The following is a 25,837-nucleotide window of genomic DNA, read 5'->3' as shown; positions in this document are numbered from 1 at the left end:
CTTCACAGTCCGCGAAGGCGCAGGGATCCCGTGCGACTAGCGGTCATTTACTGACCGGCAGTCAAAAACTTCCTTGCCGGCCCTCGGCGCTGGCGCTACGTCTCGCTCTGCCGTCCCCCCCGACAGCGCCATGTCGTCCATCCGCCCCACCTGCAAGCTGCCCTCGCGCCGCGAGCGCGAGCGTGAAGCGCGTCGCGAAGCCATCGTGGCTGCGGCCCAGGAGTTCGTCGTCGAGACGGGCTACTGGGAGATGTCCATGGACGCCGTCGCCCGGAGGGCCGAGCTCTCGAAGGGCGCGCTGTACCTGTACTTCCAGAACAAGGACGCCTTGTGCGCGGAGATCGCGGTGCGCTCGATGCGGGACTTCATCCCGTTCCTGCGCGCGGCGTCCGACGCGGAGTCCGTCGGGTTGGCGAAGATGGGCAGCATGCTGAACGCCTACGCGGAGTGGTTCGTCCGGCACCCGCACATGTTCCGGTTCGCCATCAGCTGGAGCGTGCCAGGGCAGAACCTCGACCCCAACAGCGAGTCGTTCGCCGAGTACCGCCGCTCCGTTGGTGAGATCACCAAGTTGGGACTCGACGCGACGCGGCTCGGTCAGCAGGACGGCAGCATCCGGGCCGACCTCGACCCCTTCCTCCTCAACCTCCAGCTGTGGACGAGCCTGCTCGGCGTGTTCATGGCGCACCTCGGGGCCGACGAGTTCAGCAAGCGCCTGCCCTTCCCGATCGACATGGACGCCATCGTCCCGTTCCACATCCAACAGAGCCTGCGCGCCATCGCCGGGCCGAAAGCTGGGCCCATCGGATGACCAGAACCCGCGTCGCGATCCTCGGCAGCGTTGCGCTCGGCCTGTTGACGCCTGGCTGCGTGTACCAGCGGCTGCGCGATCCCCAGCCGGCGCATCCGCTGCCGGAGGGCTACTCCTCTCAGGGGTCCGGGGCGGAGGACGCCGACGCGAGCCTCACCGCGGGTGCCGTGCCGCCTCCTCCGGGCGCGCGCGAGGCCACCGAGATCAGCGCTCCGTGGTGGGACCAGCTGGGAGATCCTGCGCTCGACGCGCTGGTCCGCCGCGCGCTGGCCATCAACCTCTCGCTCAACTCCATGCGCGCGCGCGTGCGGCAAGCCGAGGCCATGGCCGAGATCGCTCGCGCGTCCCGCTTCCCACAGCTCAGCTTCGATGCGCGCTTCGGTGTGGGAACGCAGCGCAGCGCCTTCCAAGGCAACACCCGCACCATGACGGTCAGCGCGTCGCTCCCAGTCAGCTACGAAGTGGACCTGTGGGCCCGCCGCAGCCGCGAGGCCGAGGCTGCGCGCTTGGACGCGGAGGCCATGCGCCTGGACGCGCAGGCAGCCTACATCACGCTCGTCGCGTCCATCACCGAGGCGTGGTTCGACCTGCGCTCCGTGCGCGCCCAGCGCGACCTGCTGACCGAGCAACAGCAGACCAACCAGACGTACCAAGAGCTCGTCGAGCTGCGCTTCAACCAGGGGCTCGCGAGCGCCGTGGACGTGCACCAGCAACGCGTGCAAGTCGCTGACGCAGATGCGCAGCTGGCGCTCCTCTCGGGCACGGAGGAGGTCCTGCGTCAGCGCCTGTCCATCCTCATTGGTGAGGCGCCGAGCAGTCCGTTCCCCGAGGCGGCGGGCACCCTGCCCGACCTGCCAGCTCCCCCAGACGCACAGTTCCCAGCGTCGCTGCTGATGAACCGGCCAGACGTCCGTGCGGCGGCCCGTCGCATCGAGGCGAGCGACCGCCGCGTCAGCGTGGCCATCGCCCAGCGGCTGCCCACCATCGTGCTGCAGTTCACGCCCACCTACAGCTGGAGTGACTCGGAGATCATCGAGCCGGGCGAGAACAGCATCCCCGGCTTCGACGCCAGCCGCTTCACGGGCGCCGTGCATGGCTTCACGTACCAGGCCAGCGCTCAGCTCTCGGTGCCGCTCTTCGACGGCTTCCGCGGACGCGGCATGGTCGAGCTCGAGCGGGCGCGCGTCGCCGAGGCGGTCGAGAACTTCCACGACGTCATCTTGCACGCGCTGGTGGAGGTGGAGGCCGCCCTCGTCCAGGAGCGCCAAGAGCGGGTGCGGCTCCAGCACCTCGAGCGTCGCCTCGAGCTCACCGCTGCCACGCTCGACGCGGCGCAGGCACGTTATCGCCAGGGCCTGAGCGACTTCCTGCCGGTCCTGACCGCCATCGCCATGCACCAAGGCGCCCAGGCCGCGCTGCTGGACGCGCGGCGGCAACTGCTCTCCCACCGCATCCAACTCCACCGGGCGCTCGGCGGCACCTGGGCCGACTCCCTCATCGAAGAAGCTGAAAGCAACACGCCATGACCAACCCACGTTCTCGCAGCGAGAAAGGTCGCGCGCTGGTCTCCTTGCTCCTCATCCTGCTCGTGCTCGGGATGGCGGCCGGGTTCTTCACCTACATGAAGAACACCAGGCCCGAGGCCGAGCGCGTGGAGCGCGTCGACGAGGGCATCCTGGTGGAGGTCACCACGGTCGCGCGCGCCACGCACGAGGTGCGCATTCGCGCCCAGGGCACGGTGCGTCCAGCACGCCAGGTCGTCGTCATCCCCGAAGTGGGCGGTCGTGTGCGCTGGCACCACGAGCAGCTCGTCGCGGGCGGGAGGGTGCGGGCCAACGACACGCTGCTGCGCATCGACGCCCGCGACTATCGCCTGGCCGTCGAGGCGAGCACGGCGGAGGTCAACCGCGCCGAGCTCGAGCTCCAGATGGAGCGTGGCCGGCAAGCGGTCGCCCAGCGCGAGTGGGCCTCCTTCGGCGACCCCGAGGCCGGGGAGAGTGGCCGCGCCCTCGCCACGCGCGACCCGCAGCTGCGCACGGCCCAGGTGGGCGTGGTGGCCGCCAACAGCTCCGTCGAGCGGGCGCGCCTGAACCTGTCGCGCACCACCATCCGCGCGCCCTTCAACGCCATGGTCACCACGGAGGCGGTCGAGGTCGGCCAGGTCGTCGGGCCGCAGTCGCAGCTCGCCACATTGGTGGGGACCGACGAGTTCTGGATCCAGGTGAGCGTGCCCGTCGCGTCCCTCGCAAGTATCGTGGTTTCGGAGAGCGAAGGGTCCGAGGCGACGGTGGTCCAGGACGTCGGGGGACAGCGCGTGGAGCGCACCGGCCGTGTGGTGCGCTTGCTGCCCGACCTGGACCCCAACGGCGCGATGGCGCGCGTGATCGTCTCCATCCCGGACCCCCTCGACGGGCCCGTCCCCCTGCTGCTGGGTTCGTTCGTGGGCGTCGAGATCGACGCCCCGCCGCTCGAGGACGTCATCGAAGTGCCGCGAGCGGCCGTGCACGAGGGCAACGTGGTGTACGTCATGAGCGCCGACGACACCCTCGAGACACGTCGCGTGAGCGTGGTGTGGGGCCTACCGGACTCGGTCATGGTCAGCACCGGGCTCGACGCGGGTGACCGTGTGATCCGCAGCCAGGTTGGCACCGCCCTCCCCGGCATGCGGCTGCGCACGGCCGGCAGCGCGCCGACCACCACCGCGCAGGCGTCCCCCGACGCAAACGAGGCAGACGCCACCCAGGGGACCCCGTGAGCCAGACGCCCATCGATCCGAGCGATCTCCCGCCGCCGGACCCCAACGTCCCGCTCGACGAGCGCAAGGACGGGCACTCGGAAGGCATCACGGGCCCCGTCGCGTGGATGGCGCGCAACGGCGTGGCCGCCAACGTGCTCATGTTCGTGCTGGTGCTCGGCGGCCTGCTGGCGCTCTTGTCCGTGCGTCAGGAGGTGTTCCCCGAGGTCGAGCTCGACACCATCTCCATCTCCGTCGTGTACCCGGGCGCGAGCCCAGCGGAGATCGAGCAGTCCATCATCCTCGCGGTCGAAGAAGCCGTGCAGGGTCTCGACGGCGTGAAGGAGGTACGCTCGGCGGCCTACGAGGGCAACGGCTTGGTGCTCGTGGAGCTGCAGCTGGGGGCCGATCAAGACCGCGGACTGAACGACGCGAAGAGCGCCGTCGACCGCATCACGTCGTTCCCGCAGGACGCCGAGCGCCCCGTGGTGAGCCTCATCTCGAACCGCACCCAGGCCATCAGCCTAGTGCTCTACGGTGACCTCGAGGAGGGCACGCTGCGCTCCTTGGCAGAGGACACCCGGCGCGACCTGCTCTCGGACCCGCGCGTGACCTACGTGGAGATTGGCGGCACGCGCGAGCTCGAGATCAGCATCGAGGTGCCCGAGGACCGGCTGCGCCAGTACGGGCTCACCATCGACGACATCGCGAACCGCGTGCGCGCCGCGTCGATCGAGCTGCCCGCGGGCACGGTGCGGACGACCGCCGGAGAGGTCCTGCTGCGCACCACCGAGCGGCGCGACCGCGGCGCGGAGTTCGGGGACATCGCGGTCCTGGCCCGACCCGACGGGACACAGCTGCTGCTGCGCGACATCGCCAACATCCGGGACGGATTCGCCGAGGACGAGCGCGCGGTGCGCTTCAACGGCCAGCGGGCCGTGATGATCAGCGCGTTCCGCGTCGGCAACGAGACCCCGCTCGACGTCGCGGCCGCCGTGAAGGAGTACGCCGAACGCGCGTCGCAGCAGCTCCCCCCGGGCGTACACATCACCACCTGGGCGGACATGAGCGAGATGTACGCCGACCGCATCGACCTCCTGCGACGCAACGCGCTGCAAGGCCTCGTGCTGGTGTTGCTCATCTTGGGTCTGTTGCTCGAGGCGCGCCTGGCCTTCTGGGTGACGCTCGGCATCCCCATCTCGTTCGCCGGATCGATCATCTTCTTCGACCCCGCCGAGGTGTCCATCAACATGATCTCGCTCTTCGCGTTCATCGTGACGCTGGGCATGGTCGTGGACGACGCCATCGTCGTGGGCGAGTCGATCTACTCGCTGCGGGAGAAGGGCTTCTCGCGCAAGGACGCGGCCATCAAGGGCGTCTCGAGCGTGGGCACGCCCGTGGTGTTCTCCATCCTCACCACGTGCATCGCGTTCATGCCGATGCTCTTCGTGCCGGGCGTCATGGGCAAGTTCTTCCGCGTGCTGCCCATCGTCGTCATCCTGGTGCTGCTCATCTCCCTGGCGGAGTCTCTCTTCGTCCTACCGGCCCACCTCTCTCACAAGATGCCGTGGCTGATGGAGAAGTCGCTCTTCTTCATCCTCATCCCGCTCCAGCTGCTGCCCAGCAAGCAGGTCGCGCGCTTCCTCGAGTTCATCATCCAGCGCACCTACCTACCCACGCTCAAGCTCGCGCTGCGCTGGCGCTACGTGACGCTCGTGTCGGGCATCGCGTTGATGATGGGTTCCGTGGGGTTGATCGCTGGCGGAAGAGTGGGCTTCTCCTTCCTGCCCAAGACCGCTGGCGACGTGATCACCGTGATGCTGAAGATGCCGGTGGGCACGCCCATCGCGGACACCCGTCGGGCCCTGGAACAGATCGCTGGCGTGGCCGAGTCGCTCATCGAGCAACACCAGAGCAACGAGGGTGGGACCATCTCGCGGGGTATCTACCTGGACATTGGGGCCAACACCTCGCTCGAGCCCGACGTCACGGGGGGCGCGGGCGTCTTCGGCAGCAACCTGGGCACGGTCATGTTCTACATGGTGGGCCAAGAGCAGCGCGCCGTGACCACCTCCGAGATCGTGCGCGACTGGCGCGCGCAGGTGGCGGACATCCCAGGTGTGGACTCGCTGGTCTTCAACTACGACGTGGGCGTGCAACCCGGATCGCCGGTGGCCATCGAGCTGATCCACGAGGACAGCACCGTGCTGGAGGCCGCCGCGCGCCGGCTGGCCGACGAGATCCGCGCCTACTCGGGCCTGCGCGACATCGACAGCGGCGTGGCCGTGGGCAAGGAGCAGCTGGACTTCACGTTGACCGCCGAAGGGCGCGCCATGGGCTTCACCGAGGCCGACCTGGCCCGGCAGGTGCGCGCTGCCTACTACGGCACCGAGGCCGTCCGCCAGCAGCGCGGACGCGACGAGGTGCGGGTGTTCGTCAGGCGCCCGCGCGAGGACCGCGTGTCGCTCTACGAGATGGAGCAGATGATGGTGCGCTCGCCGAGCGGCGTCGAGGTGCCCCTGGCGCAGGCGGCGCACGTGGAGCGCGGGCGCGCCTACACCGTCATCCGGCGCACGGACGGGCGTCAGACCATCACGGTCACGGCGGACGTGGAAGACGGCGACACCAACGCAGGTGAGATCGTCCAGCGCATCGTCGCTGGCGAGGTGGCGCAGCTGGAGCGCGACATCCCCGGGCTGACCCACAGCCTCGGCGGGGAACAGCAGCGTCAGGCCGAGACCATGAGCTCGCTCCTGATGGGCTTCGCATTCGCGCTCTTCGCGATGTACGCGCTCCTCGCGGTGGCCTTCAAGAGTTACGCGCAGCCGCTGCTCGTGCTGCTCGCCATCCCATTCGGCTTCATCGGCGCGGTGTGGGGCCACGTGGTGATGGGCTACGACCTCAGCATCATGAGCCAGATGGGCATCGTGGCGCTCGCGGGCGTCGTGGTGAACGACTCGCTCATCTTGGTGGACGCGACGAACGAATTCCGACGAGAAGGCCACGACATCTGGCGCGCCACGCTGATGGGCGGCGCCCGTCGCTTCCGGCCCATCCTGCTGACCTCGCTCACGACCTTCTTCGGCTTGGCGCCGATGATCTCCGAGACCAGCGTGCAGGCGCGCTTCCTCATCCCCATGGCCATCAGCCTCGGGTTCGGGGTGCTCTTCGCGACGTTCATCACGCTGCTTCTGATCCCCGCCGCGTACATGGCGCTGGATGACGCGACGCGCGGCGTGGGCAACTTCATGCACTGGCTGAAGGGCGAGAAGCCGGACGAAGAGCCGGAAGAGCCGGACGGCCCCGCCGACGCGCTCATCTCGGACCCGGGCCTGGGGAGCTCCCCCGCGGAGTGACGTCGGTCACGGGCGCGCGAGACGGCGCGCCCGCGAACGCTCGGCCCGAGCCCCGGAGTCCCGCGCTGGATGCCCTCCGCCGCGCGTCGTCTGAGACGTCAGCCGCGTGGCGAACTCCGGTGGGCCAAGCCCGGACTAGGCCAGGACCAGGCCAGGACCAGGCCAGGACCAGGCCAGGACTAGGCCAGCAGCGGCTTGCCCAAGATGAGGTCGCATGTGCGCTCGGCGACGGCCACCGTGGGCGCGTGCGTGTTGCCCGAGGGCAGCAGCGGGAACACCGAGGCGTCCACCACGCGCAGCCCCTCGAGACCGTGGACGCGACACGCGTTGTCGACGACAGCCAGAGGGTCGTCCGCAGCACCCATCTTGGCGGAGCCGACGGGGTGGTAAACGCTCATGCCGTCGGTGCGCCAGAAGTCGAGGATCTGCTCGTCGGTCACCACGCTGCTGCCCGGGATGAGCTCGTGTGTCGCGTGCGGCGCGAAGCTCTCCGAGGCGAAGATGGCGCGCAGCAGCTTGAAGCCCTCGACGGCCAGCGCGCGGTCGTGCTCGGTGTCCAGGTAATTGTGGACGATGTCGGGGAACGACGTGGGGTCCACACTGCTCGCGTGCACGCTGCCGCGAGACGTCGGTCGCACCACCGTCACCGTGGAGTTCACGCCCGGCTCCTTGCTGGCGACCATGTTGCCCTGATCGTCCTGCGTGCCCGCGCCAGGCGTGAAGTGAATCTGGAAGATGGGCCGCTCGGCGCCCTGGTTGGGGATGAACGCGCCCACGTTGGCCGCCGGGAATGTGAGCGGCCCTTGCTTGGTGAACAGGTACTTGAAGGTGTTGAACACGACGCGCGGGAACTTGCCGTCCTCCGACAGCACCTGCTTGGTCTTGACCCCCTGCTGCACCCACAGCTGGAAGTGGTCCTGCAGGTTCTCGCCGACCCCGGGCAGCTCGTGCTGCAGCGTGACGCCCAGCTTGGCCACCACGTCCGCGCGGCCGATGCCCGACATCTCGAGGATGGGCGCGGAGTTGTACGCGCCGGCCGCCAGCACCACCTCGCGCGCGACGTCCACGCGGTGCACCTTGCCGCGCTTGTCCTGGTACTCGACCGCGACGGCGCGCTTGCCCTCGAGCACGACGCGCCGCACGTGCGCGTGCACCGTGATGTCCAGGTTCGGGCGCGCCTTGACCTCCTTGCTGAGGAACGCGTCGGCCGAGCTCCAGCGCTGGCGGTCCTTCTGGTTGAGCTGCATCAGGCCGATGCCCTCTTGGTTCTCCCCGTTGAGGTCGTCGTTGCGGGGGATGCCGATGCTCACCGCCGCGTCCAGGTACGCGTCGGTGATGGCGTAGTGCCACGACGGGTACGTGACGTTCAGCTCGCCCCCGCGCCCGTGATAGTCGCTCTCGGGGCCCGGCTCGTAGTGCTCGGACTTGCGGAAGTACGGCAGCAGCTCGTCGTAGCTCCAGCCCTCGCAGCCCGGCAGCGCCGCCCAGTCGTCGTAGTCCTGGCGCTGACCGCGCATGTAGACCTGCCCGTTGATGGAGCTGCACCCGCCCATCACGCGCCCACGCACCACGTGCACGCGGCGCCCCTTGAGGTTGGGCTCCGGCTGGGTCTCGTAGATGTTGCTGACCGACTTGTCGTACATGAGCCGACTGAACCCGATGCCCATCTTGATGACCGGGTTGTTGTCCTTGCCCCCCGCCTCGAGCAGCAAGACGCGCACGCTCGGGTCCGCGGAGAGTCGGTTGGCGATGCAGCAGCCGGCCGAGCCAGCGCCGACCACGATGTAGTCGTACTTGGGTGAGGTCATGGGTGTCTCGGAGGGTCGGCTCAGCGCGCGTAGCCGCTGTCGAAGAAGACCAGCACGGCTACGACCTTCTGCAGCTGGGTGTAGCTCGCGCAGCAGCTCTGCGCTTGCCCCCAGCGTGAGCCGTTCAAGTAGATGTCCCCGTCGCTCTCGATCTCGCCCACGCGGCTGCCGTTGATGTAGACGTCCCCGTCACTCTCGATCTCGCCCACGCGGCTGCCGTTGCGGTAGATGTCGCCGTCGCTCTCCACTTCGCCGACGCGGCTGCCGTTGACGTAGACGTCCCCGTCGTCCTCGATCTCGCCGGCGCGGCTGCCGTTGATGTAGACGTCGCCGTCGTCCTCGATGACGGCCCAGCGCGACCCGCCCCGGTAGATGGTGATGTCAGCCGCCGCGCGGCTCGGGGCGGCGAGGGACGTGATGGCGAGGGCACTGCAGGCGAGCGCCGCTTGGAACGCACGTGAGCGCGCGACGAGCAGGAGGGGGAGGAGCGTGCGAGACATCCCCGCAGCGTATCAAACTTCGGTGGCTGGCCGAGGGGCGTCCACACCGACCGCGTCGGATACCCGCTCGAACCCATCGCGACGGGCGAGCCGCTCGAGGCCCAACGCGAGGCGCTTCGGCAGCAGCGGGCCGTGGTACACGAAGCCCGTGTAGATCTGAACCAGGCTGGCCCCCGCGCGGATGCGGGCGTAGGCCTGCTCCGGCGTCTCGATGCCGCCCACGGCCACCAGCGTCATGTCGGGCCCCACACGCGCCCTCAGCCGCTGCAGCACCGCCAGCGCGCGCTGCTCGAGGGGGGCGCCGCTGAGCCCACCCGCGCCGCAGGCTTCGACCGCCGCGGGATGCGAGCGCAGCCCGGCGCGCGAGATGGTGGTGTTGGTGGCGATGATGCCCGAGAGCCCCAGCTCGGTGGCCAGGTCCGCCACCTCGTCGATGTCCTCGTCCGCCAAGTCCGGCGCGATCTTCACGAGCAGCGGGATCTGACGGTTCGCGGGCGCGACGCGCGCGACGGCCTCCTGCACCGCCGACAGCAACGGGCGGAGCTTCTCGACGGCCTGCAGGTTGCGCAGCCCGGGCGTGTTGGGCGAGCTGACGTTGACCACCACGTAGTCCGCCGACGCCGCCAGCCGCTCCGCGCTCAGCACGTAGTCCGCGGCCGCGTCCTCCTCCGCCACCACCTTGCTCTTGCCGAGGTTCACGCCCACGCGCGTCTCGCGGGGCTCGGCCAGGCGCTCGGCCGCGGCCGCGCTGCCCCCGTTGTTGAAGCCCATGCGGTTCACCAGCGCGCGGTCCTTCACCAGGCGGAAGAGCCGCGGCTTCGGGTTGCCTGGCTGTGCCTGCCCCGTGAGCGTGCCCACCTCGACGAAGCCGAAGCCGAGCGCCCCCAGCGCCTCGAAGCCCTGCGCGTCCTTGTCGAAGCCCGCCGCCAAGCCCACCGGGTTGGGCAGCTGCATGCCCAGCGCGCGGGTGACGAGCGCCGGGCTGGTGGCCGAGCACACACGCTTCAGCAGGCGCCGGAACAGCGGGACCCGCGCGAAAGCGCGCAGCAGGCCGAACGTGAGGTGGTGCGCCGTCTCCGCCGGCAGGAGGTACAGCAGGGGCCGCAGGAGGGTACGGTAGAGCATCGCGGCGGCAGCCTAGCAGCGTGCCGGGGGACTGCTACGGTGCGCCCCATGCGCATCGCCGACCGCCTCGCCCACAAGCGCCCCGTGTTCAGCTTCGAGTTCTTCCCGCCGAAGACCGAAGCCGGAGAGACCGTGCTGTGGAAGAGCCTGGAGCAGCTGGCCAAGCTGCGCCCCGACTACGTGTCGGTGACGTATGGCGCCGGCGGCAGCACCCGCAGCCGCACCATCGAGCTGGTGGGCCGCATCAAGCGCGAGCTGGGCATCGAGGCCATGGCGCACCTCACCTGCGTGGGCTCCACGCGCGACGAGATCGCGGAGATCCTGGACCGCTTGGGCGAGCTGGGCATCGAGAACGTGCTGGCGCTGCGTGGCGACCCTCCGAAGGGGGCCGAGCGCTTCGTCACCGTGGACGGCGGCTTCTCCCAGGGCGCCGAGCTGGTGGCGTTCATCCGCGAGCGCTACGGCGACCGCTTCTGCGTGGGCGCGGCCTGCTACCCCGAGGTACACCCCGAGGCCGAGAGCGCCGAGGCCGACCTGGCGTACCTGGTCGACAAGGTCAACGCTGGGGTGGACTTCCTGGTCTCGCAGCTGTTCTTCGACAACGCCAGCTTCCTCGGCTTCTGCGAGCGCGCCCATGCGGCCGGGGTGAACGTGCCCATCGTGGCCGGCATCATGCCCGTCACGAACGTGAAGCAGATCCAACGCTTCACGGCCATGTGCGGCGCGAAGTTCCCTGAGCGCTTCGCGCAGCACCTCGAGACCATCGAGGACGACCCGCAGGAGGTGTTCTGGGCCGGCGTGCAGTACGCCGCTCATCAGTGCCGGCAGCTGCTCGAGCCCACGCGTGACGACGTGTTCGGGACCGCCCCGCTGGGCGTGCCGGGCATCCACTTCTACACGCTCAACAAGTCGCCCGCGTCACGGGCCATCTTCGAGATCCTGCAGCTGACCCGCTCGGCTCTCTGACGCGGGGCCGTCGGGAACGCCGAGACCCGTCGCCAGCGCTCTCGGGCCCACTCCGACGTGTCGTACCGGGGCATCTGGGGGGGGGTGCCCATCGTCCCTGACCTGGTCGCTCGCATGGACGACCGGACGACCCCCGAGCGCGCCTCAGCCTTCGGCTCCGGCCTGGTCGTTCGGCGCAGCGACATCGGAACCGCCCCCGCCCACTGCGGGCTGCCGCGGGCCCGCGTCCGCCTCGGGCTGAGACCCGGCGGCTGCGTCTTCCCCCGCCGGACCCGCCTCGGGCAGTGGCGCGCCCACCCCCTGCTCACGAGCGCTACCGCCGCGGGCGCCGACCCCCGCGTCCACGACGGGGAACCAGCGCAGCGCGCCGTCGCCGTCCGCGTCGACGAAGATGGGGTTGGTGAAGGCCATCGGGATGACCCCACGGCGGCCGAAGAAGTCGTCCATCGGCGTCGCCGAGCGGACGCGCACCACCACGGGGGAGTCCCGCTCGATGGGGACACGCAGCTGACCCTGGTAGCGCACGATCGGAGGCGCGTCGCGCGCCGCGGTGGGGGCCGGGTCCACGACGGGCCGCGCGTGACGGATGGGGATGGTGTGCACCAACGAGCGCCCGACGAAGACCTGCAGCTCCTCGACGTCGATGTAGGCCGGCGCGCGCACCTCGACGTCCACGAGCACCTCACCGTCACGGGCGGTGACGCGACCGCCGGGCAGCTGCCCCTCGATGCTGGCCTCCAGGAACGGCCCGCTGGTGACGAACACACGCCCAGCGCGCAGCGCCTCCAGCACGCGCTCTGGGTCCCGCGGACCGTCGGGGGCGTAGACGTAGGTGCGTGGGTAGCCCGCCCAGTGGTAGCGCACGGGGTGCGAGTCACTGTTGCCCGTGCCCACCACGCGGACGCCCCCCTCGAGCAGGGCCAGCCACTCCTGGAACACGCGCTCGACGTAGGTGGGGCGGGCCAGGTCGTACCCGTTCCAGATCTCGATCAGGTCGTAGCCGGGGTCGTAGAAGCCCGTGGCCGTGAGCGTGGCGGGGTCGAAGCCCGTCAGGTCGAAGTAGCCGATGTTGGGCTCGAGCCGGGGGTGGTTGACCTGCACCAGCATGCCTGCCCGCGTGGCGTGAAGCTCCGCGAACAGGTCGGCGGGGGTGCGCTGCACGTGGACGGGCGCGCCGTTGTGCGGGCGCTCGGCGTCGAGGGGATAGGGGAACGCGTTGAAGTGACCGAAGTTGGGGTCCCAGGTAGTCACCTCCACGCCGGTGACCGTGCCGAAGTCCTCCAGGGCGTGCGCCTCGATGCCAGGAGCGTAGCTGCTGACCTCGTTGTGGTCGGTCGGGACGGCGAACGAGATGCCCTCGGCCACCAAGGTCGCGACACGGTCCTCGATGGACACGGAGCTGTCGTCACTGGGAGCCTGGTGGACGTGGAAATCACAGGCGATCCAACCGCGGGGAGGGATCACGTGTTCGATGCGTCCGTCGATGGCGGGTCGCTCGCCCTCCGTCACCACGACGTCGCTGACCACGATGGACCACTCGGGTCCGTGGCTGACGATGACGCGGTAGGAGCCCGGCGGGAGCGGGACGATGGCCTCGCCGGTGGCCGTGACCACGGCCTCGCCCGCGCCACGCGCGAGGTAGTCGGGCCCCAGGTTGGGCGTGTCGGTTCCGTCCCGCCCGAGGATGCGGATGCGCGCGGGCAGCGGGGTGCCGCGCAGGTCGCCGAGGCGTACCCAGACCTGGCCGCCCTTTGGGATGACGAGACGCACACGCTCCCCGGCCTGCACCGCCAGCGGCTCGCTCGGCAGGTATCCATAGGCCTCCGCCTGGACCACGTAGGGCTCGGACGCGTCCGGGTCGCCCAGCAGGGGGACCACGGCCACGCCGCGGGCGTCCGCCTGTGCGACGATCAGCTCCACGCCCCCGCGCCGGAGACGCACACGCGTTCCCGTGGGGGCGCCCGGGACGCGCACCGACACCTCGGGAAAGGGCTGACCTTCGAGCCAACCCATGCGCCGCACGGCGTCCGCCAGGCCGAACTCGGACAGCACCAACCCGAAGGTCTGCGTGCGCGGCTGGTCGGGCTCGAGGGGCAAAACGGCCACGGCCGCGCGCATCTGGTCGAGGTCCTCGACCGTGCCGTGTCGTTGGGTCTCCGTGTGGACGTGGAGCGGCGCGTGGCTGGCGAACACGGCAGCCCCGGTGATGCCCTCGGCACCGCGCATATCGGCGCCCACGACCGGCGCGACGGCCTCCATGGCGCCCACCACGCGGCCATGGCCCGGCACGTAGGGTGCGTGCCCTCCCCACCTCACGACCAGCGCGGGCGCGAGCTCGACGGCGTGCTCGGCGATGAGCTGCGTGCTGATCATCAACGCGTGCCGGTCGTCGCTCAGGCGGTACTCGAGATACACCCGGACGTCATGGCCGCCGACACGCGCGTGACCCGTGAGGCGCAACGCCACGCGCTGGTCGTCGTCACCGCGTTCGACCAGCCGGAAAGACTCGAACACGATGGGGTGTTCGCGCTCGCCATCGGTCACGATAGGCACCAGCGTCGCGCCTCGGGCGAGGCCCTCACCGTTGGCGAGCGAGGCCTCCAGCACGGCCCCGAGCGGCGTCTCGGTGCGCCCTCCCCCGGCGATGACGACGCGCAGCGTGTCGCTCTCGATCAGGACGTCGCCGCGCGCCGCCACGAGCCCCAGCCGCCGCGGGGCGCGCTCTTCGGTCTCGACCACCCGCATGACCACGCCAGCGCGCGTCATCTCGCGCGGTCCGCGGTTGTACCGGCGGATGGCGAAGAAGGTGGCGCAGCCTGCGATGCCCACCCCCACGGTGAGCGCGATCATGACGCGGGTGGTGCGCTGATGCCGGCGCACGAACGACGGCCGGCCTGTGTCGTGCTCGCTCAGCGACAAAGGCCCGACCAGACCTCGTCGTCCGCCAGCCGCGCTGCGACCGACACGGAGAAGGCTTCCTCGATGGGCGCGAGGAGATCGGGGGTTTGCTGGTGCACGGCCCGGAGGGCCTCACGGCAACGCGCCACGGCCGGCTGACTCATCGAGCCAAGGGGCGCGCGCAGCCCGTGGGTGAGCATGCCGAGGCCCGCCATCATGGTCTTGACGGCGCTCGGGTTGCGGAACTTGTCGACGGTCGCCACCTCGCGGCCCGAGGGGAGCCGGCGCGTGGCGGGCACGGCGCAGCCCACCAACGCGAACAGGGGCTTGAGCTGCTCCTGGAGGGCCTGCGCGCGCGCCTCGTCGCCGGCGGCCTGGGCCTGCACCATCTCCGTGATGGCGCCGGGCACGAGGTTGGTCATCACGCTGATGACGCCGCTGGCCCGAATGCGCTGGTCACTCATCATGGCCAGCGTGAGGTCGTCATCGCCGGAGAGGATGGCGAGGGTGTCGCCGGCCAGCTCGCGGTCTTCGGCCATGCGGTCGAGGTCGCCGGTGGCCTGCTTGACGGCCGGCACCATCTCCGGGGACGCCTGGTGCAGGATGGCCACGTCGGGCGCCAGCAGCGCGCAGCCGCTGCGGCCGGGGATGATGTAGGGCACGATGGGGAAGTCGGACACGGCCGAGAGCACGCGCTCGTAGTACTCTTCGCGCAGCTCGAGGGAGCTCGGGCCGTTGTAGTAGCAGTCCACCAGCAGGCCAGCGCTGGCGCCCAGGTCGCGCGCGTGCCGCGAGCTCCAGATGGCCTCGTCGGTGCTGTTGCTGCCGGTGCCCGCCAGGACGCTGACGCGCTCCCCGGTGACCTCGACGCACAGCTCGATGACGCGGTTGTGCTCGTCCCAGGTGAGCGTGGGCGACTCGCCGGTAGTGCCGCAGGGCACGAGGCCGGTGATGCCGTTCGCGATCTGGAACTCGATGTTGGCGCGGAAAGCCCCCTCGTCGCACTTGGCCTTGTCCCCCGTCCCCGTGAAGGGTGTGACGAGGGCGGTGAAGGCTCCATGGGGATCGAAGGGCTTGCGCATGACCGCCCGAACATAGCAGCCCGATGGAAATTCGCATCAGGTGTTGCGCGCGGGTGAGACCGCCCGGCGTGGTCCGCGCGCGCCCGCTAGGCAGCACGAAGCAGGTCCCAGAGCGCGGCGTGTTCGGGTCGGATGACGAGCCCGTCGTAGTCGGCTCGGCCACGCTCCGCGATCATCCACGGGAGGGTCCCGACCGACAGCTCGCGCGCCGCTTGCAGGAGGCCGCGCATGACCTGGAGGCGCTCGCACCCGAGCGTGTGCGCGCCCGTCTTCCAGCCCAGCTCCTCGACCAGCAGCGGCAGCCCGTAGCGGGCGGCGAGCGCGGCACGGTCCGCGAGGATGGCGCGGCCGACCCCGACCGCGGCGCTGGCCCGCGCGTCCCAGGGCACGCGGCGCAGGAGCGCGGGGTGCGTGGCGAAGGGGTAGAGGTGCAGCGTCGCGAAGTCGACGGCCCCGCTGGCGAGGACGGGCTCCATGTCTTCTCCGTGCGTGCCCCGGTGCCCCGAGCCCCCCCACCCCACCAGCTGCTGCGCGCCGCCGGCGTCGAACGCGCGCCGCATGGCGACTGCCCAAGCGGCGAGCGCTGGACCGAGCCGGCGGCTGGGCTGCACGAGTCGACGCAGCCGGGCACGAGGAGCACGCGAGAGCCGGGGCTCGTTCGCGAGCTCCCACGCGAAGACGGTTGGATCGTCCCCGTAGCGCACGCCGGTCAGGTGATTCACGCGCCCCATGAGCGCCTCGATGTGGACCTGCTGGGCACGGACGCAGCGCGGGTCCAGATAGAACGCGTCCGGATCGGCTGCCGCTCGAGACGCGCCGAGCACCATGCCGGCCACGGCCCGCGCGCCGCCGTAGTCCGGCCAGTGGTTGGCGACGGGCAACAGCAGCTGCACCCCGTGCGCGCGGGCCTCCGCGAGCACGCCATCCAGCGCGCGCAGCCCGGGCTCGTGCGGCGTACCGTCCGCGTTGCGAAGGCGCGCAGGGCTGTCCCCCCCGTCGAAGAACGCGTGTGTGCGGACCAGGGGACGGTCGAGGTCGCGGGCCTGCGCGAAGACGTCGCGCACGTGCTGGACGCGCCCGCGACCGCTGTGGTCGAGCAGGGGATAGCTCCCGACGCCGCGCGGCACGAAGGGCCCCGACCCGAGCCCCGTGTCAGCGGGACCTCCGCGGACGAAGCGCCCTCCCTGGACCCGAACGAGCGACGTGACCGGCATCGGGGCCACGCGGGTCACGCGCGCAGCATCACTTCGCGCGCGATGACGTGGCGCTGGATCTCGCTGGTCCCCTCGTAGATGCGCGTCACGCGCACGTCGCGCTGACAGCGCTCTACCGTCGCGCGTTCGGGGTGGCCCGCAGGCACCAGGTCGGCCGCGGTGTCGCACACCCACTGGCTGGCCTCGGTGGCGAAGAGCTTCGCCATGCTGGCCTCCCGCGTGAAGGGGCGCCCCTGCTGCTTGAGCGCCGCCGCCTGATGCACCAGCAGCTTGGCCGCGTCGAGGCGGGTCCGGCAGTCGGCCAGCGCAAACTCGGCGAGCTGTCCCGGGCGGCTCGCCGCGACGTGCGCGCGCAACGCGTGGAGCGCGCCCTCGCCGATGCCAATGGCCTGAGACGCGATCCCGATGCGCCCTCCGTCGAGCGCCATCATGGCCACCCGGAACCCGCGCCCGTCCTCGCCCATGAGCGCCTCGGAGGGCACGCGCACGTCCTCGAGCGCGAGTGCGCACGTCGCGGACGCCCGCAGGCCGAGCTTGTCCTCCTTGCGCACCACGCTGATGCCTGCCGCGTCACCCGGCACGGCAAAGCAGGAGATGCCGCGCTCCGTGCGGGCCCACACCACCAGCACCTTGGCCTTGTCGCCGTGGCTGATCCACTGCTTGTCGCCGTCGAGCCGGAATCCGCCGTCGGGGAGCGGGGTGGCCCGCGTCCGCATGCCCGCGGGGTCGCTCCCCGCTTGTGTCTCGCTGAGCGCAAAGCCCCCCAGCCCCCCAGCGGCCAGCAGCGGGCAATAGCGCGCCGATACGCTCGGCTGGGCGAAGGCCGCCAGCACCTCACCGACCATGTTGGTGACGGCCATGGTCACGGCGGTAGACGCACAGCCGCTCGCCACCTGCATCATGGCGTCGGCGTAGTCGGTGACGCTGCGCCCGGCGCCGCCCATCGCAGGCGAGACGTGCACCGCCATCAGTCCGTCGGTCGCGAGCGCACGGTACACGTCGAGGGGCACGTGTTCGCCGGCCTCGTGCTGCGCCGCGCGTTCCCGCAAGCGCTGGCCGTGCGCCTGGGCCGTGGCCAGCCAGGTCGCCCGCGCGTCGCCGCTCACGGCGCCTCGAACGTGACCTTGGCGGTGTAGGAGCCCGGGTCGGGGAAAGGCCAGCGGGCCACCGCCTGGGTGACACAGTCGAGCGCGGCCTGTGAGTCGGCCGACGGGTCGCGTGGGACGAACGACGCGCCCACGGCCGCCACCGTCGCGCCCGGGTCCACGTAGACGGTGATGCGCAGGTCGTCACCCGGGACGTTGCACGTGCGCAGGCCGGAGCCCGCCGTGCGCAGGGTCGCGCGCAGGCGCGACGGTTGCCACGCCACCGGCGGCCGCACGTCGTCGGGCGCCTGCAGCTCGATGGTGTCCTGGAACTCCGCGTCGCCGCCCACCGGGCCAGGCGTGAAGCGCATACCCGCAGCGGCGCCGAGCACGCAGCGCTCGGTCTCTCGGTCGCCCACCGTGGAGTTCACCAGGTGCACCCAGCGCACGCTTCCGTCCCCACGCACCCGGAACGCCAACGTGGCGGCGCCCGCGAGCACCGGCAGCGCGTCGTAGCGCTGCGCGAAGCAGTCGCTGAAGCGTCCCATGCGCTGCGACATGGCGCGCGTGATCGTCGACTGCGCGAGCGACCCCAAGATGCCCTCGACCTCCATGCCGTCTTCTGCCGCGACGGGCTCGCCCTGGGGCTGTGCCTCGGAGCCGTCCCCAGGCCACGCCGCCGTGCCCTCGTCGCTCCCGTGCGTCCCGCCGCCTTGCGCCTCGCCGCCGCTGCTGGTGCTCCCGGACCCGTCGCCCGTGGACGACGACTCGCCTCCCTCACCGCCGCCGCAGCCCGCGAAGGGCAGCGAGGCCAGCGCCAACAGACACCACCAGGAACGAACCGTGTGCTTCATCGAACTCATGCTCCTCTTACGCCGACTCCGTCCGCGTGGTCACGCCTCGAGCGTCTTCGCCGCGATCACCAGGCGCATGATCTCGCTGGTGCCCTCGTAGATCTCGGTGATGCGCGCGTCCCGGTAGTGGCGCTCCATGTCGTACTCCTCGGAGTAGCCGTAGCCACCGTAGACCTGCAGCGCTTGGTGCGTGATGCGGGTGGCGGCCTCGGACGCGAACAGCTTGGCTTGCGCCGACTCCAGCGTGTGGCGCAGCTTCTCGGTGCGCGCGCGGTCCTTCAGCCATGCCGCGCGCAGCGTCAGCAGTCGGGCGGCCTCGAGCTGCGTGGCCATGTCCGCCAGCTTGAACTGGATGGCCTGCTTCTTCGCGATGGGCTCGCCGAACGCGTGGCGCTCGTGGCTGTAGGCGACCGCCTTCTCGAAGGCGGCGCGCGCGATGCCCACCGCCTGCGCCGCGATGCCGATGCGCCCACCGTCCAGCGTGGACATGGCGATCTTGAAGCCCTCTCCCTCGCTGCCCAACATGGCGCTCCGAGGGACCCGGCAGCCCTCGAAGAACATCGTGCACGAGTGGGCCGCGCGGATGCCCAGCTTGTGGTCCGCCGGCTGGGGGTTGAAGCCAGGCGTGCCGGCCGGGACGATGAACGCGCTGATGCCCCGCACGCCCGCGTCGCGGTTGGTGCAGGCGAACACGAGCATGGTGTCCGCGTGGGGACCGTTCGTGATCCAGTTCTTGCTGCCGTCGATGACCCAGCCGTCCCCGTCGCGCACGGCCACGGTCTGCATCTCGCTGGCGTCCGAGCCACTGCTCGGCTCGGTCAGTCCGAAGCAGCCGAGCGCGGCCCCCGAGGCCAGCGGCCGGAGCACCTCGCGCTTCTGCTCGGCGTTCCCGAACTTGTGCAGGGGGTCGCACACCAGCGAGTTGTTGACGCTCAGGATGACGCCGCACGAGGCGCAGGCTGCGCTGATCTCCTCGACCGCGAGCGCGTAGCTCACGTGGTCCATGCCCGCGCCGCCGTCCTCCTCGGGGATGGCGACGCCCATCAGCCCGAGGGCGCCCATCTGCGTCACCAGCTCCTCCGGCCAGCGCGACGCCTTGTCGAGCTCCCGCGCGCGCGGCGCCACTTCGTTCTCCGCGAACTCGCGGGCCATGTCGCGCACCATGCGCTGAGATTCGGTGAGGGTCAGGTCCATCGCTGCTCCGGCGCGAGGATACCCAAGACCCGCCCTCTCGGCGACGCAAAGCTACTGGATGGCGCGCCTGGCCCGGGCGGCGAGCGGGCCCACCGGGTGAAGCGCCAGGTAGCGCTCGTACGCGGCGCGCGCTTCGGGGGAGTGAGAGCCGCTGAGAGCCTCCCCCAGGTAGAACCAGCCCTCGCTGGGCGCGCCGGGGATCTCCAACGTGCGCCGCAGCAACGCGGCCGCCTGCGCCATCTCGCGCTCGGCCACCATCACCCGTGCGCGCACGACCTGCAACCGCGCCAACGTCGCGGGGGGGCGCACGCGCCCGCGCAGGCTGGCCTCGGCGCGGTCGAGGTTCGCACGCGCCTCGCGGTGCTTGTGGGCACGCAGGAGCACCTGCGAGAAGCCAATCAGCGCCTCGGGGTGGGACGCGTCACGCGCGATGGCGCGCTCGTACTGGGCGCTGGCCTCGAGGGTCCGCCCGGCCTCGTAGAGGGCGTCGGCGTAGAGCGCGATGACGCTGGGGTCCGCACCCTCTGCGGAGGCGAGCTCGGCCAGCAGGCGGGCCGCCTCGGCGGGCTCACCGCGCATCAGCTGAAACTGGGCGACGACGGGCGCGTAGCGTGGATCCGCGCGCGCGGGCTCGGGCAGCTGGGCGAACAACGCCTCGGCCGCCTCGTACGCTTCGAGTCCCAGCGCGGCCCGCAGCTGGCGCTGCGTCCGGGCGGGCGTGGGCTCCGCGTCCATCGCGGACAGCTCATCGAGGACGGGAGCGTAGTCTCCCGCGTCGAGGCGCAGATCGACCTGCCGCAGCGCGACCAGCCCCCACGACGGGGCAAGGGCCCGCGCCTCCTCGAGCGCTTGCCGCTCGGCCGTGGCGTCACCGCGCTGGTGAGCGAGCCACGCGCGCTGGACCAGCGCCCGCGCACGCATCGTCTCTGGGCCCTCGGCGATGACGCGCGACAAGACCGCGTCGGCGTCGCTCATGTCGCCGTGGGCGATCAGCGCCTCGGCCAGCGTCCACTGCGCGAGCGCGTCGTCCGGGAACTCGTCGGCGAGCGCGCGAGCGGCGGTCAGCGCCTCCGTGTCCAGCGCGGCGGCCGTCAAGCGCAGAGCGGATGCGCGCAGCGCGAGCGCGTCCGCGCGATTGGTGTCTCCTGCGGCCAGCGTTGTCGCGATGGCGTCCAGCACGACTGCGCGCGAGGCGTCGGACACATCGCCCGGCTCGTCGCTCCACCACGGCGCGAGCTGGAGCAGCATGGCCTCCGCACGCACGCGCAGGGCGTTCGCGTCCGTGATGGCGTCGCCTTCCGCCAAGGTCGAGAGACCGTCCGGGATCTGCCCGCCCGCGAGCGTGCGATCGAAAGCGTCCAACGCGCTCGTCTCGTCCGCGGGCGGCTCGGGCGCGAGCGGAGCGCCCGCGGAGGTGGTCGCGGCAGGTGTCGGCGTGGGCGGGGGGCTGTCGACCGCCGTCGAGTCCCCGCGTGCGCCGCCGCGCATGTCGTCGAGCTGCGCGTCGATCGCCCGGGACCATGGCGCTGGCAGCACCCCCGCCACGTGCGCCCCGGCGCCGGCAGCGAGGGAGAGCACGATGGCGACCATCAGCACCGCGCCCCACCGTCGCTTGCGAGGTGGAGCGGGCGCAGCCTCGTCGCGGGCATGGTCGCGTGCGTCCGACGGGACGTGCTCCGAGGTCTGCTCGTCGGGCCCGGAGGCGCTCGCGGCGGATGATGCGCCTGCCCGGGCTCCACCGACCGCGGCGCGCCCGCTCTCTCCCTTGCGCTGGGCACGCTGCCCTGCCCCGGAAGGAGTTGCGCTCGACCCGTCGGCCGCGACGTCCGTCGCGTTCGCGGCGGGTGCCTCGGGTTGTGTCCGCGCCCCGCTGCGGAGCCCGAGCGCCGGCAGAGCCGCGTTCTTTGGGAGCACCACGGGCACCACGGCGGCGTCGGCGCTGACGGCGAACTCCGGGAGCGTGTCCGCCAGCTGGGCCGTGGACGGCGCCGCCCTGGACGCGGAGCCACTTTCGTCGACGCCCGCACGCGGCACGTCGCCTGCGCGGTCGGCAGCCGCCGCCTGCGACACCTCCTCGGTGACCACCGGGTGCGACGCGAGCGCGTTCACGAGGCTCTCGCGATCCATGAACGCCGTCGGCATGTCCTCGTCGTCGTCCGTCCCCGTCGCGCTCGACGACGGTTCGCCGAGCTGCGCTGCGCGACCGGGCGGCGGAACCACGGGGGGCGGGAGTGCCGCGCCCAGGCCGGGCGGCCTGACGCTCGGCGGGCGGATGGCCGGGAGCGGTGCCGTGTTGGGTGGGGGCGCCACGGACGCGGGCCGGGCAGGAGGTCGCGGTGGCGCGAAGCCGAGCAGCGTGGGGCTGCGTCGCGGCCCAGGGCGCGGTGAGGGTGCGCTCGGCGGATCCTCGGTCGCCGTTGGGGGATCCGCCGTCGCCGTTGGCGCGAGGGGCGCAGACGGCGACGGCTTCGTGGGCGCGGACAAGGCCGCTTGCGCGGGCGCGGACAAAGCCGCTTTCGCAGGCGGCACGGCGGACGGCGCCGCCATCGCGGGTGGCGGCACGACGGCGGACGGCGCCAACTTCGCAGGAGGCGGGACGTCGGGCGCCGCGATGGACGGCGCGGGCGTGCCGCGTGCGTCCTTCGGCCGCGGCGGAAGCGGCTGAGATACGGATGGAGGGGCGACGGAGGTGGGGACGGGAGCCGTCTTGGGGATGGCGACCTCGCGCACACCACCGACGGGCGCCGCAGGATGGGCCGACGCCGTCTTCATCGCCGTCGCGAGCAGGTCCGCCACGTCGCGCTGGAGCTCGTCGCGCTCGGTGGCCTCGGGCGTCGACCGGCTCTCCTCCGGGACCTGCGTCGTCGTGGCTGGCACCACGCCAGGCACGACCTGAGGGGATGGGCCAGGCGCGGAGACCTCCGAAGCCAGACTCGGCCGTGCGGGAGCAGGGGTCGACGACGCCGTAGGGCGCGTCACGGGCGCGTCCACTTCCGCCAGCGAGCGAGCCTTCGCCAGAGCGGCGTCCGCCCGGCCCTCGTCACCACGAGCGCGCAGGGCGTCGGCCAGCAGCAGGTACGCATCGACGTCCTGCGGATCGGCCCGGATGATGCGTGTGAGGGTCTGCTGCGCGCGGAGCGGGTCGCCGTCGGCCAGCAGCGCGCGGGCCGCTAGGCGCAACAGCTCGGGATCGTCGGGACGCGCCGCGACGGCCCGCGACAGGACTTCGAGGGCCTCGCGCGGACGCCGTGCCTCGAGCAGCTCCCGCGCGAAGGCGGGCCCTCGCTCCGCGTCTCCGTCGGAGCGAAAGCGCAGCACGCGCGCGTCGAGGCTGAGGTCGTCGGACACGGCTGGACTCTACCGATTCCGCGTGAATGGGCCGCTTTCCGGCACACAGCGCACCCCTGGCCCCGCTCATGCGGTCCAATTGCCCAATGATTCTGTGGGAGCCAACGCGGTATCCAGCGATCCGTCGCCGGTGTGCTGGACGCGCAGAGCCTGGTGCACGGGCGGAGCCCGACCCGAAAAGCCCTCGCCCGCGCCCCCCAACGCTGGCACTGTTCCAGCGCATGTCCTCGTCCCTTCGCCGCCCCATCGCTAGCCTCCGCCCGCCTCCCCCGCGGGTCCAGCGCAGCCCCCGTGCCACCTGGCATGCCGCCCTCTCGTCGCTCTTGCTGTCGGGCGTTGCGTTGGGCGGTTTGGCGGGCTGCGGAAGCGGGTCGAGCGCCGCAGACACCACCGTGCGCGAGTTCTCCGAGGCCATCCGCCAGGACCGACCACGCCAGGCCTACGCGCTGCTGTCCGAGGACTACCGCCAGCGCGTTTCGTACGAGGAGTTCGAGCGGTATCTCAGTGACCACCCCGACGAAGCCCGCGACGTGGCGGCCCTCCTTCAGCGCATCGACGGCGAAGCCGAGGTAACGGCCGTGGTGCGCTACGCAGACGGGCAGGAGCTCACCCTGGTGCAGGAGGACGGGCAGTGGCGCATCGCCGGGAACCCCGCGAACCTCTACGACCAGAGCACCCCACGCGCGGCCGTTCGTTCGTTCGTGCGCGCCATGGAGCGGCGGCGCTACGACATCGTGCTGCGCTTCGTACCCAACGCCAGCCGCGACGGAATGGACGAAGAGCGCCTGCGCGCGTCATTCGAGGGGGAAGGCCGCGAGGAGATCGAGCGGCTGGTGGCGAGCCTGCGCGCCAACCTCGACAACCCCATCGAAGAGGTGGGGGACCGGGCCACGATGACGTACGGCGAAGGGGCCGCGGTGCAGCTCATCCTCGAAGACGGCGTGTGGAAGGTCGAGGACCCGGACTGACACCGTCAGTGTGGCATGCACCCGGACTGAGTGGGTGAGTCCGGCATGCACCCGGACTGAGTGGGTGAGTCCGGCATGCACCCGGACTGAGTGGGTGAGTCCGGCATGCACCCGGACTGAGTGGGTGAGTCCGGCATGCACCCGGACTGACACAGTCAGTCCGGCATGATGGTGAACTCGACGCGACGGTTCAGCGCGCGGCCCTCGGGGGAGTCGTTGGGCGCGACCGGGTTGCGCTCGCCGTAGCCCTCGTAGAGCAACCTCTCCCGGTTGACGCCGCGTCCCACGAGGTAGTCCACCACGGCGCGCGCGCGTGTGTAGCTCAAGTCGGCGTTGTAGGAATCGTCGCCCTCCGAGTCGGTGTAGCCCTCCACCCGGATGCGCCGCCGTCCGGGGAGGGAGCGGATCACGTCGGCCACCTGATCGAGCAGGGGCAGGCTCACGGAGCGGATCTCGGACGTGTCGAAGTCGAAGTAGATGCGCTCCGAAATGAGGATGCGCGTATCGGTGACGGTGACGGTGGCTTGACCGGGCCCCGGTTCGGGGCAGCCGTCGTCGTCCTGGTAGTTGTCGCGGTCCTCGGGCTCCATCGGACACTGATCGGCGCCGTCCGCGATTCCGTCGCCATCGTTGTCCGGCTCGGGGCAGCCGTCTTCGTCCTGGTACTCGTCGTGGTCCTCGGACTCGAGCGGGCACGTGTCGGTGTCGTCGGGGATGCCGTCTGCGTCGTTGTCCACGTCCGGGCAGCCGTCGTCGTCCGCGAACCCGTCCATGTCCTCGGGGTCGTTCGGGCACGCGTCCACGGTGTCCTCGAGTCCGTCCGCGTCGTTGTCCAGCTCGGCGCAGAAGTCGCCGTCCTCGAACCCATCGAAGTCCTCGGGGCCCGCCGCACACGGCTCGCGCTCGTTGCTGTAGCGCACGATGACGAAGCCACGGACCTGTGGCGCCCCGTAGCCCGCGAGCACGCCCGTGCCGGCGCCGACGTCGATGGTCCACGCGGCGCTGGGGAACAGCCTGACCCCCGCTTCCACCTCCATGGGGAACTCGTTGGCGCGCCGTGTCCGTCCTCCCAGGCCAGCTCGCAGGTGCGTCTCGGCCACCAGCGCCAGGAGCGGCACCACACGGTAGCTCGCGCCCAGCTTGACCTGCAGCTCGTCGTCGAACTCGAAGCCCTGGACGGCCGAGCGGTCGCGGAAACGGTAAGCCAGGTCCGCGCCGAAGGTAAAGTCGCCTGCATGGTGCGCGAAGACCAGCGCCGGGGTGAGCGACCAGTAGCGCTGCCGCGCGTAGGTGGAGCGGCCGCCCGAGGGCAAGGTCCCTTCGATGCGCGCGGAGAGCGCCGTCTGCCCACGCAGGATGGGCACCTTGAAGCCGATGCGGACGTCGCCGAGCGAGACGTGCGTGTCCGTTCGAATGGGGCCGCTCTCGATGAACTGGCCCGTCGCGCCGAACACGACGGGCAACGCGACGCCGAGCTCCACCCACTCGAACAGGCCCAGCGCGAAGAGCAGGTCTGCTTGGACACGCCAGGGGGCGATGCTCTCGCCGTCTTGCCGCTCCAGCAGCCCAGCCGCTCCGTTGACCCCGAGCCCCGCGACGATGCTGAGGTGACGCGGCACCTCGGGGCGGTCCAACGTGAACGTGGTGCCTGTCGCGAGCGTGGGCTGGAACAGCTGGAGGTCCAGCGTGGGTCGCTGCGCGTGCGCTGGCACGGCACCGAGCGCGGCCATCACCAGGGCAAGGGCCACCGCCGACGCCGACCGCAGCACGCGCAGGGACAGCAGCTGCACGGCGGATCGCGAGCGCGGAGGACGGGGAGACAGAAGCTGACCCACGGCGCGACGCTACCACGAACCCCGCAGCACGGGGCGCAGGATTGCTCACTCGGCGCACA

17 protein-coding genes are annotated in these 25,837 nt (G+C 71.3%); 6 read left to right on the top strand and 11 right to left on the bottom strand.

Annotated elements, in window-relative coordinates; all coding sequences use genetic code 11:
- The first annotated feature begins 130 nt into the window (after positions 1-130).
- Genes H6726_27835 through H6726_27820 form a run of 4 tightly spaced genes read left to right on the top strand, consistent with a single transcriptional unit; the run spans position 131 to position 6,901 of the window.
- Positions 131-811 (top strand): TetR/AcrR family transcriptional regulator, encoded by a 681-nt coding sequence (locus tag H6726_27835; protein MCB9661490.1) that lies wholly within the window; start codon positions 131-133, stop codon positions 809-811.
- A complete protein-coding gene (locus H6726_27830; protein ID MCB9661489.1) occupies positions 808-2,337 on the top strand; it encodes a TolC family protein in 1,530 nt (509 codons plus the stop codon). Before H6726_27835 ends, H6726_27830 begins: the two co-directional genes overlap by 4 nt.
- Positions 2,334-3,566, top strand: a complete 1,233-nt coding sequence (locus tag H6726_27825) for an efflux RND transporter periplasmic adaptor subunit (GenBank protein MCB9661488.1) — start codon at positions 2,334-2,336, stop codon at positions 3,564-3,566. Before H6726_27830 ends, H6726_27825 begins: the two co-directional genes overlap by 4 nt.
- Positions 3,563-6,901 carry an efflux RND transporter permease subunit gene (locus H6726_27820; GenBank protein MCB9661487.1) on the top strand — a complete coding sequence of 1,113 codons (3,339 nt, stop codon included), beginning with the start codon at positions 3,563-3,565 and terminating at the stop codon, positions 6,899-6,901. The genes H6726_27825 and H6726_27820 overlap by 4 nt, the downstream gene beginning before the upstream one ends.
- A 179-nt stretch (positions 6,902-7,080) precedes the next feature.
- Here H6726_27820 and H6726_27815 read toward each other — a convergent pair whose 3' ends face one another.
- The 3 genes from H6726_27815 to H6726_27805 are packed head-to-tail and all read right to left on the bottom strand — an operon-like array spanning position 7,081 to position 10,334.
- Complete coding sequence (locus H6726_27815; protein MCB9661486.1) at positions 7,081-8,709, bottom strand: GMC family oxidoreductase N-terminal domain-containing protein; 1,629 nt, start codon at positions 8,707-8,709, stop codon at positions 7,081-7,083.
- A gap of 20 nt (positions 8,710-8,729) precedes the next feature.
- Positions 8,730-9,209 carry a polymer-forming cytoskeletal protein gene (locus H6726_27810; GenBank protein MCB9661485.1) on the bottom strand — a complete coding sequence of 160 codons (480 nt, stop codon included), beginning with the start codon at positions 9,207-9,209 and terminating at the stop codon, positions 8,730-8,732.
- Positions 9,210-9,221: 12 nt separating this feature from the next.
- Positions 9,222-10,334 carry a quinone-dependent dihydroorotate dehydrogenase gene (locus H6726_27805; protein MCB9661484.1) on the bottom strand — a complete coding sequence of 371 codons (1,113 nt, stop codon included), beginning with the start codon at positions 10,332-10,334 and terminating at the stop codon, positions 9,222-9,224.
- 48 nt (positions 10,335-10,382) lie between these two features.
- Here H6726_27805 and metF point away from each other — a divergent pair, with 48 nt between their 5' ends.
- Positions 10,383-11,300, top strand: a complete 918-nt coding sequence (gene metF / locus H6726_27800; GenBank protein MCB9661483.1) for a methylenetetrahydrofolate reductase [NAD(P)H] — start codon at positions 10,383-10,385, stop codon at positions 11,298-11,300.
- A gap of 144 nt (positions 11,301-11,444) precedes the next feature.
- Here the strand turns inward: metF and H6726_27795 are convergent, their stop codons facing one another.
- The 7 genes from H6726_27795 to H6726_27765 all read right to left on the bottom strand — a co-directional run bounded on the left by H6726_27795 (position 11,445) and on the right by H6726_27765 (position 22,975).
- Positions 11,445-14,150 (bottom strand): CehA/McbA family metallohydrolase, encoded by a 2,706-nt coding sequence (locus H6726_27795; GenBank protein ID MCB9661482.1) that lies wholly within the window; start codon positions 14,148-14,150, stop codon positions 11,445-11,447.
- A 59-nt stretch (positions 14,151-14,209) separates the two neighbouring features.
- Positions 14,210-15,280 (bottom strand): 4-hydroxy-tetrahydrodipicolinate synthase, encoded by a 1,071-nt coding sequence (locus H6726_27790; protein ID MCB9661481.1) that lies wholly within the window; start codon positions 15,278-15,280, stop codon positions 14,210-14,212.
- Positions 15,281-15,366: 86 nt separating this feature from the next.
- Entirely contained in the window at positions 15,367-16,512 is a 1,146-nt protein-coding gene (locus tag H6726_27785) for a hypothetical protein (protein ID MCB9661480.1), read from the bottom strand.
- Entirely contained in the window at positions 16,509-17,600 is a 1,092-nt protein-coding gene (locus H6726_27780; protein ID MCB9661479.1) for an acyl-CoA dehydrogenase family protein, read from the bottom strand. Before H6726_27780 ends, H6726_27785 begins: the two co-directional genes overlap by 4 nt.
- The gene (locus tag H6726_27775; protein MCB9661478.1) at positions 17,597-18,433 is read right to left on the bottom strand and encodes an AgmX/PglI C-terminal domain-containing protein; all 837 of its coding nucleotides are present in this window, start codon (positions 18,431-18,433) and stop codon (positions 17,597-17,599) included. Before H6726_27775 ends, H6726_27780 begins: the two co-directional genes overlap by 4 nt.
- Positions 18,434-18,472: 39 nt before the next feature.
- Positions 18,473-19,627 carry an acyl-CoA dehydrogenase gene (locus tag H6726_27770; protein MCB9661477.1) on the bottom strand — a complete coding sequence of 385 codons (1,155 nt, stop codon included), beginning with the start codon at positions 19,625-19,627 and terminating at the stop codon, positions 18,473-18,475.
- A gap of 51 nt (positions 19,628-19,678) precedes the next feature.
- Entirely contained in the window at positions 19,679-22,975 is a 3,297-nt protein-coding gene (locus H6726_27765; protein MCB9661476.1) for a tetratricopeptide repeat protein, read from the bottom strand.
- Positions 22,976-23,196: 221 nt separating this feature from the next.
- Between H6726_27765 and H6726_27760 the strand changes: the two genes are divergently transcribed.
- Complete coding sequence (locus H6726_27760) at positions 23,197-23,943, top strand: hypothetical protein (protein MCB9661475.1); 747 nt, start codon at positions 23,197-23,199, stop codon at positions 23,941-23,943.
- A 155-nt stretch (positions 23,944-24,098) separates the two neighbouring features.
- Here the strand turns inward: H6726_27760 and H6726_27755 are convergent, their stop codons facing one another.
- Positions 24,099-25,733 (bottom strand): OmpA family protein, encoded by a 1,635-nt coding sequence (locus H6726_27755; GenBank protein MCB9661474.1) that lies wholly within the window; start codon positions 25,731-25,733, stop codon positions 24,099-24,101.
- Positions 25,734-25,837: the final 104 nt, after the last annotated feature.

Source organism: Sandaracinaceae bacterium, assembly GCA_020633055.1.
Taxonomy (GTDB): domain Bacteria; phylum Myxococcota_A; class Polyangia; order Polyangiales; family Houyiibacteriaceae; genus JADJJE01.
This window is presented reverse-complemented; position numbering and strand designations above follow the sequence as displayed.

Coding starts and splice junctions, on each gene's coding strand:
- H6726_27835 (MCB9661490.1), top strand. CDS start 131: ATGTCGTCCATCCGCCCCACCTGCAAGCTGCCCTCGCGCCGCGAGCGC.
- H6726_27830 (MCB9661489.1), top strand. CDS start 808: ATGACCAGAACCCGCGTCGCGATCCTCGGCAGCGTTGCGCTCGGCCTG.
- H6726_27825 (MCB9661488.1), top strand. CDS start 2,334: ATGACCAACCCACGTTCTCGCAGCGAGAAAGGTCGCGCGCTGGTCTCC.
- H6726_27815 (MCB9661486.1), bottom strand. CDS start 8,709: ATGACCTCACCCAAGTACGACTACATCGTGGTCGGCGCTGGCTCGGCC.
- H6726_27810 (MCB9661485.1), bottom strand. CDS start 9,209: ATGTCTCGCACGCTCCTCCCCCTCCTGCTCGTCGCGCGCTCACGTGCG.
- H6726_27805 (MCB9661484.1), bottom strand. CDS start 10,334: ATGCTCTACCGTACCCTCCTGCGGCCCCTGCTGTACCTCCTGCCGGCG.
- metF (MCB9661483.1), top strand. CDS start 10,383: ATGCGCATCGCCGACCGCCTCGCCCACAAGCGCCCCGTGTTCAGCTTC.
- H6726_27795 (MCB9661482.1), bottom strand. CDS start 14,150: ATGATCGCGCTCACCGTGGGGGTGGGCATCGCAGGCTGCGCCACCTTC.
- H6726_27790 (MCB9661481.1), bottom strand. CDS start 15,280: ATGCGCAAGCCCTTCGATCCCCATGGAGCCTTCACCGCCCTCGTCACA.
- H6726_27775 (MCB9661478.1), bottom strand. CDS start 18,433: ATGAAGCACACGGTTCGTTCCTGGTGGTGTCTGTTGGCGCTGGCCTCG.
- H6726_27770 (MCB9661477.1), bottom strand. CDS start 19,627: ATGGACCTGACCCTCACCGAATCTCAGCGCATGGTGCGCGACATGGCC.
- H6726_27760 (MCB9661475.1), top strand. CDS start 23,197: ATGTCCTCGTCCCTTCGCCGCCCCATCGCTAGCCTCCGCCCGCCTCCC.